10 protein-coding genes are annotated in these 14,004 nt (G+C 57.5%); 6 read left to right on the forward strand and 4 right to left on the reverse strand.

Annotated features, from left to right (window positions below; all coding sequences use genetic code 11):
* Window positions 1–3: 3 nt before the first annotated feature.
* Complete coding sequence (locus tag PK28_RS01510) at window positions 4–1,194, reverse strand: class I SAM-dependent rRNA methyltransferase (protein WP_044510674.1); 1,191 nt, start codon at window positions 1,192–1,194, stop codon at window positions 4–6.
* 132 nt (window positions 1,195–1,326) lie between these two features.
* On the opposite strand from PK28_RS01510, the gene PK28_RS01515 reads away from it, so the two are divergent.
* Entirely contained in the window at window positions 1,327–1,803 is a 477-nt protein-coding gene (locus PK28_RS01515) for a GNAT family N-acetyltransferase (RefSeq protein WP_231576194.1), read from the forward strand.
* On the opposite strand, the gene PK28_RS01520 is transcribed toward PK28_RS01515, so the two are convergent.
* Window positions 1,780–2,232, reverse strand: coding sequence for an SRPBCC family protein (locus PK28_RS01520; RefSeq protein ID WP_044510679.1), 453 nt, complete (start codon window positions 2,230–2,232; stop codon window positions 1,780–1,782). The genes PK28_RS01515 and PK28_RS01520 overlap by 24 nt on opposite strands.
* A gap of 305 nt (window positions 2,233–2,537) precedes the next feature.
* Between PK28_RS01520 and PK28_RS01525 the strand changes: the two genes are divergently transcribed.
* The 5 genes from PK28_RS01525 to PK28_RS01545 all read left to right on the forward strand — a co-directional run bounded on the left by PK28_RS01525 (window position 2,538) and on the right by PK28_RS01545 (window position 9,581).
* Window positions 2,538–3,047 (forward strand): YcxB family protein, encoded by a 510-nt coding sequence (locus tag PK28_RS01525; RefSeq protein ID WP_044510681.1) that lies wholly within the window; start codon window positions 2,538–2,540, stop codon window positions 3,045–3,047.
* Window positions 3,048–3,476: 429 nt separating this feature from the next.
* A complete protein-coding gene (locus tag PK28_RS01530) occupies window positions 3,477–3,935 on the forward strand; it encodes a hypothetical protein (protein WP_044510683.1) in 459 nt (152 codons plus the stop codon).
* A gap of 50 nt (window positions 3,936–3,985) precedes the next feature.
* Window positions 3,986–7,495: a T9SS C-terminal target domain-containing protein gene (locus PK28_RS01535; RefSeq protein WP_044510684.1), complete on the forward strand. Its 3,510-nt coding sequence runs from the start codon at window positions 3,986–3,988 to the stop codon at window positions 7,493–7,495.
* 72 nt (window positions 7,496–7,567) lie between these two features.
* A complete protein-coding gene (locus tag PK28_RS01540) occupies window positions 7,568–8,539 on the forward strand; it encodes a PorP/SprF family type IX secretion system membrane protein (RefSeq protein WP_044510686.1) in 972 nt (323 codons plus the stop codon).
* A gap of 241 nt (window positions 8,540–8,780) precedes the next feature.
* Window positions 8,781–9,581: a hypothetical protein gene (locus PK28_RS01545; protein ID WP_197070450.1), complete on the forward strand. Its 801-nt coding sequence runs from the start codon at window positions 8,781–8,783 to the stop codon at window positions 9,579–9,581.
* Window positions 9,582–9,599: 18 nt separating this feature from the next.
* Here the strand turns inward: PK28_RS01545 and PK28_RS01550 are convergent, their stop codons facing one another.
* Both PK28_RS01550 and PK28_RS01555 read right to left on the reverse strand, forming a co-directional pair.
* On the reverse strand, window positions 9,600–12,578 hold the full coding sequence (locus PK28_RS01550; RefSeq protein WP_044510691.1) for a DEAD/DEAH box helicase: 2,979 nt from the start codon (window positions 12,576–12,578) through the stop codon (window positions 9,600–9,602).
* A 171-nt stretch (window positions 12,579–12,749) separates the two neighbouring features.
* Window positions 12,750–13,979, reverse strand: a complete 1,230-nt coding sequence (locus tag PK28_RS01555) for an ABC transporter permease (RefSeq protein ID WP_044510693.1) — start codon at window positions 13,977–13,979, stop codon at window positions 12,750–12,752.
* Window positions 13,980–14,004: the final 25 nt, after the last annotated feature.

A 14,004-nucleotide genomic window follows, 5' to 3' on the forward strand; every position in this document is an offset into this window, starting at 1 on the left:
ATATTAATCCACCGCCAGCACCAGCCCCTTCAGGTACTCCCCTTCCGGGTGGAAGAGGCTGACGGGGTGGTCGGCGGGCTGGGTGAGGCGATGCAGGATGCGGGCGGGGCGGCCGGCTTCGATGGCGGCGGCCATAATGGCCCCCTCGAACAGCTCCATGCTCACTACCTGTGAACAGCTGAACGTAAACAGCAGGCCGCCGGGTGCAATCTGCTTGATGCCGGCCACATTCAGGCGTTTGTAGCCCATGAGGGCATTGTGGCGGGCCGAGAGGTGCTTGGCAAATGCGGGCGGGTCCAGCACAATGAGGTCATACTGATTATGGCGGTCTTTCAGGAAGCTGAACACGTCCTGGGCGTAGGCTTCGTGCTTGTCCTGCAGGCCCGTCAGCTCGGCGTTGCGGTTGGTCAGCTCAATGGCTTTTTTGCTGGAGTCTACGGAGTGCACCAGCTCGGCGCCGGCCTGCAGGGCGTAGACGGAGAAGCCGCCGGTGTAGCAGAACGTGTTCAGCACGCGGCGGCCGGGGGCGTAGCGGGCCAGCAGGGCGCGGTTGTCGCGCTGGTCGATGAAGAAGCCGGTTTTCTGGCCGGTTTCCCAATCCACGGCAAAGCGGTGGCCGTTTTCTTCTACCACATGCTCCTGGCCGGTGCTTTCGCCCAGTAGATAGCCGTTCTGAGCATCGGGGGCAGCTTTGGCGGGTACGGTTTCGGCGCTCTTATCGTAAATGGCGCGCAGGTTTTCGCCTAACACGGCTTGCAGAGCGGCGGCAATGAGGGGGCGGGCTTTGTACATGCCGGCGCTGTGTGCCTGCACCACGGCCGTATCGCCGTACACGTCAATAATCAAACCGGGTAGGCCGTCACCCTCGGCGTGCACCAGGCGGTACACGTTGGTATTGCCGGTGCCCGTGAGGCCCAGGCGCTGGCGCAGCTGGTAGGCATTGCGCAGCTTCTGCTCCCAGAAAGCGGCATCGGGCAGCTGGGCCTCGGTGCCGAAATCGAGCATGCGCACGGCAATGGAGCCAGGGGCGTAGTGGCCCACGCCTAGTAGCTCGCCGTTGGCGGCCAGTACGCTCACCACTTCGCCCTCCACTACCTCGCCCTGCATCCGGGCAATGGCGCCCGAAAACACCCACGGATGCAGGCGTCGCAGGGATTGATCTTTACCGGGTTTAAGCGTGAGCGTGGCAGACATGGCAGCAGGTTCTAAAAATGGGACTACAAAGGTACGCACCCGGCCGGGGTTAGCCGCCTGCCCCTGCCGAATTGTCCTCTGCTCCTCTACCGCAGCTGGTTCCGCCGTATCTTGCGGCCCTTATTTATGCCTATGTCTGCCGCCGTCGAAATTATTGCCTACCGTCCCGAGCACCAGGCGGCCTTCCGCGACCTGAACCACGAGTGGATTACCACCTATTTCACGCTGGAAGAGCTGGACAGGCGAATGCTAGACGACCCGCAAGGCTATATTCTGGATGCAGGCGGCTACATTTTCATGGCGCAGCACGCTGGCCAGACAGTTGGCACCTGCGCCCTCATCCGGGAGCCCGACGGCAACTTTGAGCTGGCTAAAATGGCGGTTTCACCGAAAGCCCAGGGCCTGGGTATCGGATACCGGCTGGGGCAGGCGGCTATTGAGCAGGCCTGGGCCGCGGGGGCGCATCACGTAGAGCTGCTTTCTAACCGCAAGCTTACGCCCGCCCTCACGCTGTACCGCAAGCTGGGTTTCGTGGAAGCGCCCTTGGTTCCTTCTGAGTATCAGCGGGCCAATATTAAGATGGTGCTAGCGCGCCCCGGCGCCGAATAACCGGCGGTAAATAGGCCGGCGCCAGGCAAACTGTGCCCATATTACGGGATACAGCGCCGCCTCCAGCCACCGGAACAGGGAACGGTATTCGATATCCTCTACAATATAGGTACCGCCACCCGGCGCAGGCTGCAGCAGGTGCCGGTGCCGCCAATAGCCCAGCGGCGGGGGCAGCTCCTGGCCTTCGTCCACAAAATAGTAGGTGCCATCGGGCAAAATGCCGTGCTCGGTGATGAGGGAGGTCCAGCGGCTGCGCAATGGGCCAGCGCCCAGCTCTATTTCCACCCGGTCGCCGCGCTGGCAGCCATCAAACCGCAACAGGTGAAATGGGGGAAATGGCGGAGCCAGCGCCAGGAATAACTCCCGCGTGAAGCCCTGCCAGACCTGGTAGGGGGGTTGAGCAACGTGGGTGCGGAGATAGAGGTGCATGTACGGTGCTAACTCAGGCGTAGCGGCTTTGTTCCGTATTGCTTAAACAGCAGTTTAGACTCTGATTAAGAATTACGCGGATAGTAGTAAAAGGTCTATCCTGAAAAGACAACTAAAAACTGTATACACTTTAAGTATTGCCGGATATCTCTTCTTAATGTATAAAGAGACTATTTCGTGAAACTTAACTTAGCCCGTTATTAGGCGAGGTCTTTCTATTATCTAATTAGTCCTTATTCTAACGTTACTTGCTGGCTATATCGTAAGGTAGAGCCTGGCTTCTACTGCCTATTTACAGCCAAACGATGATGAAAATTGAGGTAGCTATCATCTTATCACAAGCCTACTACCAAGAAGTGTATGAAGAATGGTTGCGCTTTCGCAGTAAAGGAAAACGATGGCAAGTACAAGTTGGCTTAGTTCTGTTTGGCGTGGCCTTCCTACTGGCGATGCTGTGTGGGCCCCGGCTACATGCGTTATGGTTTATTCCTTTCTGCTTCGTGCTGGCAGGCATATACGAGATTGGCTCTTTCTTCTACACCCGCAGGCAGTGGTTGCAGAATAGAAATGACAGTAGGTTAGTTAATCAACTGGTAACGGTGACTTTCGAGCCTCAAGCAATTACGCATACTGGGCCATTTGCGCAAGGGCAACTACTGTGGACCGGAATACGAGAGGTAAAGGAGACGGCCAGAGGGGTATTCTTAATTCCTGAAAGTGGCAACAGTATTTATCTGCCTAAAACAGCATTTCCATCACCCGATCAGTTTCAGCTCCTACTGGAATACGCTAAAGAAGGCCACCACATGCTTTAAATCAGTGCACTTAGCAATGTTCACTAGCCATAGAATAACAAGTAAACTTATACCCTATCAAAGCAACGTTTCAATATCCTCCTTGGTCAGGCTCTTGCTGGTTGCCCCTTCAATGAATATCAAGTCCATGACAAACGGGAATATCTAATTCTGCCACGTCAGAGTTTTCCTTCTACACCACACTCCCTAAGAAATAAACAGAGAAGAAAACCCGGCATTTTGTGGCCTCTGGTGTGGAGTTACCCTGTGTCCGGCATCACTATTCGAACATTGCATGGCACAAACCTGACCAACAGTGTGTAGATTTAGTGAAACCGGCTGGCAGCGCTCTTGTTAGCAGTAAGCGGCCATCAGGTCCGTTCCTTAAGAGCAGCGCATGGTGCTCTTTTTCCGGAGTGCCCGCTTGCCTGCCCATTTATCTGCCCCACTATGCCCACCGAGTCAGCGCATTCTATCCCTTATAATACCAGTATTTCCTTCTGGACCGGCCAGTGGGCTGGCTTCAGCGGCCGGCGGCCGACTAAATGGCTACTAACGCTTCTGCTCCTACTGCTGAGCGGCGCGGCCACTACAGCACTGGCACAGGGCACGCCGCCCCCGGAGTGCGCGGCCGATGAGAAGTTTGCCAACACGTGGTACTTCGGCTTTAAGGCGGGGCTGGACTTCAACCAGGCCTCTGCCGACTCCCTCCCGAAGGTGCTTACTGATGGGGCGATGGATGCCCCCGCCGGCTCGGGGGTGATGTCGGATCAGAACGGAAAAATTCTCTTTTACAGCAACGGCGAAACCGTTTGGAACGGCGACGGCACCGTGATGACCAACGGCACAGGACTGGCGGGCAACCGCTTCACCACCGATGGCCCCTGCCCATCAGGAAGCCAGGTATAACGCAGCCGGGCCAACCAACACGCTACCTGCTTTTCACTCTGAACAGCACCGTGGGCCTGAGCTACTCGGAAATAGATATTCCCGCAGGAGGCGGGCCGGGCACCGTCATAGCCGCCACCAAAAACATGCCCCTGGCCCGCGGCACAGCGGAGAAACTAACGGCCGTATTTCATAAAAACGGCTGCGACATCTGGGTTATCACGCACGGCTGGGGCGATGCCAAGTCCGGCAATGACAACCGGGGCGATGCCTTTCTGGCTTACCGTGTAACGGTGGCCGGCGTGCAGCCTACCCCCATTATTTCGACCGTCGGCAGCCTGCACGCGCCGAGTGTAGCGGCCCTGGGCTACAAAGGCCAGATGAGGGTAACTCCCGATGGCCAGCGGCTGGCCCTGGCCCGCTACAGCGAAGCGGTGGGCGACAGTAGCAGCACCGTTGAACTGTTTGGGTTTGAAACCAGCTCGGGCCAGGTTAGCACCAATCCACAGGTTCCGTACGTAGTGGACAGCGGCGCGGGGAAATACTATGGGGTGGGGTTTTCGCCCGGCAGCTACCTCTACGCTACGGTCCGCAACCCGCCCAAGCTGCTGCAATTTGATATCAGCGGTAACGGGCCGGTTACCAAGCAGGATATTCCGCTCAAGCAGAAAGCTCCGGCAGACCTGGGCTCATTGCAGGCCGCGCCCGATGGCAAGATTTACGTGGCCCGCGACAACCAGCCCGCGCTGGGCTTCATCCCCTACCCCGACTCGCTGGGCGCCAAGGTGGGCTACGCCGACGACAGCCTGCAGTTGGGCGGCCGCCTGAGTAGTCTGGGCCTGGTAAACTTCAACCAAAGCTCCCTGCTGCGCGTGGGGCCTAGCGCGCAGATAACGGGTTGTCGGGAAATTACATTTCAGGCCCCGCCCATTGACTTTGACGGGAAGACCTACGCCTGGAAGTTTGGCGACGGGGCCACCTCAACCCAAGAGAACCCCGTTCATACTTACGCCAAGCCCGGCACCTACACCGTGACGCTACGCATCACAACGGCGTGCTTTTGCCGCGAAAGCTCGGGCATTATTCAGGTGCCCGGCCTTCCCAAACCGGGCAGCATTGCCGCCTCCCAGACGCTGTGCGCCGGAACTGCCCCGGATACGCTCACCAGCACCGCTAGCGCTTCGGGCGATGCGGGCCTGCCGCTGGTTTACCAGTGGGAGAGGTCAACGGATAACGTCACGTTTACGGCTATTGCGGGGGCAACCGGCGAGACGTACCTGCCACCGGCCTCGCAAACGCCCGGCACCACCTATTATCGGCGGCGTGCGCAGCTTCTTCTGCCTGATAAACCAAGCCCCTACTGTACTCCCAGTTTTACCGCCTCAGTCAAGATTACGGTATTACCGGGCCTGAAGGCGGGCAGCATTGCGGCTAATCAAACGGTGTGTGCGGGTACCAGGCCGGCGGCCCTTACCAGCCCCACGGCTGCCACGGGAGGCACGGGTACGTTTACTTATCAATGGGAATCTTCTGTTGATAACGTAACCTGGGCGGCTATTTCAGGTGCTACTTCTGCCACGTATACCCCGGGTGCACTTACGGCTACTACTTACTATCGGCGGCAGGTCCGTTCCGGCACCTGCCCATCTATACCCTCCAATACGGTAAAAATAACGGTAGTACCGGCGCTGTCGGCGGGGACCATTGCGGCCAGCCAAACCCTGTGTGCTGGTGGCACTGCCGCTCCTCTCACCAGCGAAGCCCCGGCCACGGGTGGTACGGGCAGCATTGCTTATCAGTGGGAATCATCCACGAACAATTCCACATTTACGCCCATCAGCGGCGCTACCGGCGCTACCTATGCACCGGGGCGGCTGAGCACTACCACTTCCTACCGACGCCGGGCTGGTTCAGGCACCGCCTGCGCGGCTGTTTTTTCCAATGTCGTTAAGATTACCGTAGCCCCGGCGCTGACGGCAGGCACTATTGGTGCCAACCAGACGCTGTGCCTGGGGGCTACCCCCGCCCGCCTTACCAGCACGGCGGCGCCCGGCGGAGGCACGGGCACGTTTACGTACCAGTGGGAATCAAGCCCTAACAACACCAGCTGGACGCCCATTGCCGGCGCTACCGGCGCCAGCTATGCCCCCGGTCCGCTTACGGCCACCACGTACTACCGGCGCCAGGTAAACTCAGGGCCCTGCGGGCCGGTGTATTCTCCTTCCGTTGTGCTGACGGTTCTGCCGGCCTTAAATGCGGGCAGTATTGCGGCCGACCAGAGCATCTGTGCGGGCGCCACGCCGGCTCCGCTCACCAGCAGAGCCGCAGCTACGGGCGGCACCGGCAATTTTGTCTACCAATGGGAATCCTCGACGGATAAGGTAACCTGGCGGACCGTAAGCGGGGCGGTTGGCGCTACTTACGCCCCGGGCCCGCTCACCACTACTACCTCGTTCCGGCGCCGGGTAACCTCGGGCACGGGCACCTGTGCCACAGCGGTTTCCAACGAGGTAACAATACAAGTGAAGCCCATAGTGAAACCGAGCGTGACGCTGGCTACGCCGCCCGCGCAGTGCCCCGGCACAACCCTTGCTTTCACGGCGGTAGCTACTAATGCGGGCACTGCCCCTACTTTCCGCTGGTTCGTGAATAACGTGGCCGTAGCCAGCGGCGCTACCTTCAGCAGCAGCACGTTGGTTACCGGCGACCAGGTGCGGGTGGAGGTGACGCCCACGGCGGGGCTTTGCAGCGCGGGGCCGGCCGTGGCCACGGTTACCGTAACGCGCACACCCACGCCACTACCCACCGTGGCCATTGCCGTGCAGCCGGGCGGACCCGTTTGCCCGGGCACGCCGCTCACGTTCAGTATCAGCAGCGTAACAAATGCCGGCCCGGCCCCCACCTATCAGTGGCTGGTGAATAATAACGCCGTGGGCGGAGCTACAAAGCCCGTCTTTACCAGCACTGCGCTGCGCGATGGGCAGATCGTGACGCTGCGCCTGCGTACTACCAACGTGTGCGGGCAGGCCGTAACGGCGGTTTCCAACGGCGTAGCCGTGCGCATCAGCCCCCCGGCGGACGTGGATGCCGGCCCCGATAAGGAGATTCTGGCCGGTACTTCCGTGATACTGGAAGGCCGCGCCGATGGCACCTACCCCGTAACCTGGACCCCAACAACGGGACTGACCATTTCACCCAACGACCCGCTGCGGCCCCGAGCCGCCCCCACCGAAACAACCACCTACACTCTCTCCGCCGGAGAGGGTGGCTGCGCCGACTCCGACGAGGTGAAAGTGACGGTGCGCCCGGCCATCCGCATTCCCAATGCCTTCTCGCCCAACGGCGACGGCCGCGACGACACCTGGCAGATTGAGTTCATTGAGCAGTTCCCCGACAATACCGTGAGTGTGTTTAACCGCTGGGGCACCCGCATCTTCTCGGCCAATAACTACAGCCGGGCCAATGAGTGGCGCGGCGACATTAATGGCAAGCCCGCGCCGGTGGGCACGTACTATTACGTGGTGGTCACGAAGGGTCCGCTGGGCAAGTCCTATAGCGGCTCTATCACGGTTCTGTATTGATAAAACGGTCTGCTGCGCCTGGGAAAGCAGGGTAATCTGCTTTTTCGCTGGTTCATTTTTACCCCTACTGCTATGAAAAGAGCCCTACCCTTCCTGCTGCTCCCGCTGCTCCTGGCTGCGGTGCCGGTTCTTGCCCAGCAGCAGGCGCAGTACAGCCAGTACATGAACAACAATTATATCCTGAACCCGGGCACCACCGGGGTAGAAGATTATATCGATGTGAAGTTCAGCTACCGCACCCAATGGACGGGCCTGGAGGGGGCACCCAAAACTTACTACGCCAGCGCCAGCTCCTCGCTGGGCAAGTGGCGCACCACCAGCAAGCGCACCATTCGGGACCGGCGCCGGCCGTTTCACGCCATTGGCGGCCTGGTATACCGGGATGAAACCGGCCCTACCAGCCGCACGGGAGCTTACGCTTCCTACGCTTACAACCTGGTGCTGCGGCCCGATTTGCGGGTGGCGCTGGGCGCCTCAGTTGGTATGCAGCAGTTTGCCGTAGATGGGCAGAAGCTGCAGTTTTTTGATCAGACTACGCAGGCACCCAGCGCCTCCTCCCGGGTGCTGGATGGCTCGGTGGGCTTGTGGTTGTACAGTTCCCGCTTCTACGTGGGCCTGTCGGGCGCGCAGCTGCTGGGCAATCAGCTTAACTTCTCCTATGGGCCCAACCTGCAGGGCGAAGGCGCGCCCGGCAACACGCTGAAACGCCACTACTTTGCCACGGCCGGGGTGCGGCTGCCGCTCAACGATGACTGGTCGCTGGTGCCCTCGGTGCTGGTGAAGGCTGTGAATCCGGCCCCACTCTCGGTTGACCTCAATGCCAAGCTCAAGTACCAGGACCTGCTGTGGGTGGGAGCCTCCTGGCGTGCCTTCGACTCGGCCGTAGCCATCGTGGGCCTCAGTTACGAGCAGTTCACGCTGGGCTATTCCTACGATGCCGGCCTCTCGGAGCTAAACGGCTACCACGGCGGCAGCCACGAGGTGCTAATGGGTTTGCGGCTGAAGAAGAAAACCCAGGTGGTGTGTGCTAATAGGTTCTGGTAGGGGTTGATAAAAAGAGTTCGGAGAACTGCTCTAGCTAGTAGGCCAGTGGCGCCTTATATTTCGTGCGTCTATAATAGTGTCTGGTGTATCTTGACTTGCTTTCCACTCCGTGAAGTTATTATCACTTAACAGGAAGAATACTTACCAGAAATTAATACAATAGGATATGGCTTTAAATTACTTCCGTAGTATTGGGAAGCCTGTTCTGGGTGCTATAGCTATGCTGTCTTTCTCCAGGCAAATGCCTGCCGAAACTCTGACAAAATCGGCTCTTTCTTCCCCGGTTATTTCTGCCCACAGGTATGAGCAGGTGGAAGCGCTGGAAGACCTCTTTATTGGGAACCGGTTACTGCTTGAGCGAATGAGCTTAGTGGATATCAAGAGGCACCGGATCAAAACTATTCAGTCGGTGGAGGAGGCACCTAACGGCAAGTACATCGTTACGGAACGTTTCAACAAGCAAGGCTATGCTACGTACCGGGAAATGAAGAACCAGCTTCATAATTGGCCTGAAAGCGGCTATAGCTCTTCTTTCGCTTATACCTATACTCCAGACGGAGCCATGGCTACAATAAGCGACCAAACAGGCGCCAAGTCCATTGCCTTTATATACGATTCTCAACGGAGACTTAAGAAAGCAGGCAGTTATCAGCTTGATTACTACCCCAATGGTTTGCTAAAGAAAGTACAGGGCGGTAACCATATAGAGCAGTACGAGTACAAAAACGGTGTACTGACTCGCATTCAGTTCTCTTTTCGGCCAGGTGTAGTTGCCTGCGATATGGGAACGGAAGAGTGGATAGGCCATTACAATACTGCGGGGCAACTTGTAAAAGAAGAGCATAACGGCCACCCAACTCGGGTATATATGCTCACTTATGACCAAGCCGGAATACTCACTCAAAAGACGTGGCATGATGAATTTCGTCAGATCAATTACGAAAAAAGCTACACGTTTGAGAATGGATTACTGGTTAAGGTCATTCTGAAAGCCAACGGCACGGTGACCAATACTACCTGGTATCTCTACGAACAGTATTAAACATCAAACCTCCACTTCCTACCCCAGCAGCTCCTCAATATCCTCCTTCGTCAGGCTCTTGATTATAGCCTCATCAGTAGATATCAGATCCGTGACCAGCTGGATTTTCTTGTTTTGCAGGGCCAGGATTTTCTCCTCTACGGTGCTCTTGGTGATGAACTTATAGGTGAAGACAGTCTTTTCCTGGCCGATGCGGTGGGCGCGGTCGATGGCCTGAGCCTCCACGGCTGGGTTCCACCAGGGGTCGAGGATGAACACGTAGTCGGCGGCGGTGAGGTTGAGGCCCACCCCGCCCGCTTTCAGCGAAATCAGGAACACGCGCAGCTTTTCGGTTTCCTGGAAACGGGCCACTTCCTTGTGCCGGTCGCGGGTGTTGCCGTCGAGGTAAGCATATTTGATTTGCTTCTCATCCAGGGAAGCCCGCACAATGTCCAGGTGCTTCACAAACTGGCTAAACACCAGCACTTTATGCCCTTCCGCCACCACGCTGCGAATCATGCGGATGACCTCACGCAGCTTTCCTGACTCGGCCTCGTAGGTTTCGTCGGCCATGCGGGGGTGGTTGGCAATCTGGCGCAGCTTGGTAAGGCCCTGCAGCAGCATAAACTGCGTGTTGGCCGTGCCGTGCTCCTCTATGTTTTTGAGGATTTTATTGCGGTAGAAGCTCTTGGTTTCCTCGTAGCACTGGGCCTGCTCCTCCGTCATGGTGCAGTAGCTCAGGTGCTCAATCTTATCGGGCAGCTCGCGCGCTACCTGGGCCTTGTGCCGGCGCAGGATAAAGGGCTTGATGAGCGTGTGCAGACGCTTGGTCTTGTGCTCATCCTTCTCCTTCTCAATGGGCTTGAGGAACTCCTTGCGGAAGAAGGCCTGCGTACCCAGTAAGCCGGGGTTAATGAAGGACATCTGCGACCACAAATCCATGGTGCTGTTCTCCACCGGCGTGCCCGTTAGAATAAGGCGGTGGCGGGAGCGGAGGCCGCGCACGGCCTGGGAGGTGGTAGAGCTGGGATTCTTAATGGCCTGCGACTCGTCCAGAATCACATAGTCAAACTGATACGTTTTCAGCATTTCCACATCCAGGCGCACAATGCCGTAGCTGGTCAGAATCAGGTCGTAGTCCTGAAACTGCTCCACGTTTTTGTCCCGGTACGTGCCCGTATAGGTCAGCACGCGCAGCTCGGGGGTGAATTTCAGCGCCTCGCTCATCCAGTTATACACCAGCGAAGTGGGCATCACCAGCAGGGAGGCCGCGCCTTTGGATTCGCCGCTTTCCTTGCGGTGCTGCAACAGGGCCAGCGTTTGTACCGTCTTGCCCAGGCCCATGTCATCGGCCAGGCAGCCGCCAAAATGATAGTCCTTTACAAAGTGTAGCCAGTTGTAGCCCGCCTTCTGATAGGGGCGCAATTGGCCTATAAAACCCATGGGCAGAGGCTTATCCTCTACCGCCTCAAACTCGCGCAGGCGCTCAAGCTTGCGGCTCATGGTCACGGTGGCCAGGTTGCCGTTCTGCAGGTCGTTTACCAGGGCTACGTGGTGTTTGCGCATCGTGAGCGAGTGGTGATGCTCTTCGGAAAACGCGAACAGCTCCAGGTACTCCGCAAACCACTCATCGGGGATAATGGCAATCTGGCCGTTGGGCAGCCGGAACTCGTGGCGCCGCCCCAGAATGTAGGGCCGCAGGCGGATAAACGGTATTTCGTAGTCGCCGAAGCGCACGGTGCCGTGGATATCAAACCAGTCGCTGGTTTCCGTGATGCCCACCTGCACGGTAATGGCCCCGATGAAGTAGTCTTTGCCCGAATCGGTGCTTTGTTGTACCGTGAAGCCCATGCGCTCCAGGTCCTCGGCATAGCTGTGCAGCCAGCGGAAGGCGGTGGCTTTTTCCAGCACGGCGCGGCCGTTGCGCACTTCCAGGGCGCGCTGGCGCAGCTCCCGGATAATGTCCTGCTCTACATCCAGGTTGCGGATGAGGCGGTGGAAGATGTAGCTGCCGTCGTTCTTTTCCAGCTTCACGCACACCCGCTTATCATAGCTGTTGTGCACGGTATGGTCGCCGTAGCGGAAGGAGAGGTCGAAGTGAATGTGCTCGGTGGGCTGCACCAGGGTGGCTACGCCGCCGCTTTCTGAAAGCGAGGCGGCGGCCCGGCCCCGCGTGGCGCGGGGGCGCGGCTCCTCCAGGGTGGTAACCGTGGCGCTGGGCACATCCGAAAACGTAAGCTGCGGCCGGGCTACGTAGCGCTCCGAGCGGATATCAAAGCCGCGGGCGTGCACGTCAAACGACTCCACCAATGGGGCCACGAAGCGCTGGAAGTAACTGTCTTCCACCTGCCGGGGAATCACAATGAACTTCTTGTTCAGGAAGGGCTGCAGCTTTTTGCCGTCTACATCGTTGCGGAAGGCATAAATCACATCATCCAGCAGTATCCAGGCCGGCTGGCAGCAGACCAGCACGGCCCCTTTAAACTGAAAGTCGAGACGCTGCCCCTGGTACTGAATGGTGGGGAAGTAGTGGGTATTGTCGTCGTTGCGGCGGAAGTGGAAGAGCACCGAAGCCGGCTCGGGCGCCATTTCTATTTCGTGCCAGGTTGGTTCGCCATCCTTGCCCATAATGAAGACCTGCTTGCCCGCCAGACGGTCCAGAATCTGGCCCATGCGGTTTTGCACGTAGCTGCTGATGCGTTCCTGCAGGGCCTTGTCGCCTTTCTCCGGGTCGTACACCTTCAGGAAAAAATCGGCGGTAGCAATCTTCTTGGGCCAGAACTCCTTTATCACGGCGTCCTGCTGAATCTGGTCCGTGAGGGCTACAATTTCAAAGTCCGTAACATCCAGACCATCAGCAAATTCTGGAGCATTTTTTGCTGAGACACTCTGGTGCTGCAAGGTCAGTTGGCCGCGTGCATTACGCTGCACCACGTACGACTCAAACAGATAGCCCAGGTACTCATGCTCCAGCAATGAGTAGACTATCTGAAAGGGCTCTGAAGTGGAAACTTTCATAAGGGCGGCCTAAAAATGGCGTTGAAAGTAAGAACAAATACCAACTAGCAGATATTCTTTTAAAAAGTAAAACTAAATCTACAAATAGTTATATATAAAAGATGAATAGGCATCTACTGTCTATCAACTTGCTACTGTGGTAGACAAGAAGGTTACGTTTTTGTGGCTGATTTAGAGGTTGTCTCGCACATCCAGCTTAGAGGCGCTGAGCGCCGGCCGGATAGAAACCACAATGGTGATGATAATGATTGCCACTCCCGTCCACACAATATCAGAGAGTTGCATCTTTACGGGGTAGGAATCTACCACGCTGGTGGCCATGCCCATGGATACCAGATGAAAAGTTTGCTGCAGCCAGCAAATGGTTACTCCCAGCACCAGCCCGGTAATAGCGCCTACCTGCGCCACAATAGCCCCTTCAAACAGGAAAATATTCCGAATAGTACGCTGACCGGCGCCCATAGCCTGCAGAATGGCCACGTCCTTGCGCTTGTCAATGACCAGCATGGACAGGGAGAAAAAGATATTGAGCGAGGCAATGAGCAGGATAAAGGCGAAGGTGATGAAGACGAACATCTTCTCCACTTTAATGGCCTTTAGCAGGCTCACGTGCTGCTCGTCGGAGTCCAGCACCGAGAATTGGGGGCCCAGCAGCTCCTTCACCTCGCCCTTTACCTCTTCAATAGTGCGGCTCTGGCTTACTTTCACCTCCAGGCTGGTGCGCTTATTGCCGTAATTGAGCAGGTTTCGCGCAAAAGTAAGGGGTACGAAAACGTAGCTGTCGTCGATGTTTTGCTCAATGAGAAACACGCCACCGGCCAGAATGGGCAGCTCATTGAAGGCGTTTTCCGGGTTCATGGAAAGGGTGCGCTTGCCGGTGTTGCGCGGGTAGAGCAGCGTGAGAGGCGCCAGGCGGTTATCCAGGGCTATGCTGAGCTCATGCTGCACGCCGGCCCCGATGAGGGCATATTCGCCGCCTTCTTTTTCCAGGCGGTGGTCGCCCTGCACCAGGGCCGAGTCGATGTTGCTTTGGGCGAAGAAGTTGTCGCTCACGCCTTTCATCTTCACCACCATCTGCCGGTCGTGGTAGCGCAGCAGGGCATTATCCTCAATTACCTCCGTTACCAGGGCCACGCCGGGCATGGCGCGCAGGCGCGTGAGCAGGGGCGCATCTACCTCAAAGGCCTTACCCTTGAGGGCGGTAATCTTCAGATCGGGGTCCGATTTGCCGTAGAGCGAGCGTACCAGATCCTCCAGCCCATTGAACACCGACAGCACAATAATGAGCGCCATAGTGCCCACGGCCACTCCAATCATGGAGATATTGGAGATGATGCTGATAATGTTGCGCTTCTTCTTGGAAGAAAAATAACGCCGGGCAATGAGCAAAGCGACGTTCATGCGGGGCGGGAATCAGGCGAAATAA

It is taken from the genome of Hymenobacter sp. DG25B (assembly GCF_000801315.1).
Lineage (GTDB): Bacteria > Bacteroidota > Bacteroidia > Cytophagales > Hymenobacteraceae > Hymenobacter.

Coding starts and splice junctions, on each gene's coding strand:
- PK28_RS01510 (WP_044510674.1), bottom strand. CDS start 1,194: ATGTCTGCCACGCTCACGCTTAAACCCGGTAAAGATCAATCCCTGCGA.
- PK28_RS01515 (WP_231576194.1), top strand. CDS start 1,327: ATGTCTGCCGCCGTCGAAATTATTGCCTACCGTCCCGAGCACCAGGCG.
- PK28_RS01520 (WP_044510679.1), bottom strand. CDS start 2,232: ATGCACCTCTATCTCCGCACCCACGTTGCTCAACCCCCCTACCAGGTC.
- PK28_RS01525 (WP_044510681.1), top strand. CDS start 2,538: ATGATGAAAATTGAGGTAGCTATCATCTTATCACAAGCCTACTACCAA.
- PK28_RS01530 (WP_044510683.1), top strand. CDS start 3,477: ATGCCCACCGAGTCAGCGCATTCTATCCCTTATAATACCAGTATTTCC.
- PK28_RS01540 (WP_044510686.1), top strand. CDS start 7,568: ATGAAAAGAGCCCTACCCTTCCTGCTGCTCCCGCTGCTCCTGGCTGCG.
- PK28_RS01545 (WP_197070450.1), top strand. CDS start 8,781: ATGCCTGCCGAAACTCTGACAAAATCGGCTCTTTCTTCCCCGGTTATT.
- PK28_RS01550 (WP_044510691.1), bottom strand. CDS start 12,578: ATGAAAGTTTCCACTTCAGAGCCCTTTCAGATAGTCTACTCATTGCTG.
- PK28_RS01555 (WP_044510693.1), bottom strand. CDS start 13,979: ATGAACGTCGCTTTGCTCATTGCCCGGCGTTATTTTTCTTCCAAGAAG.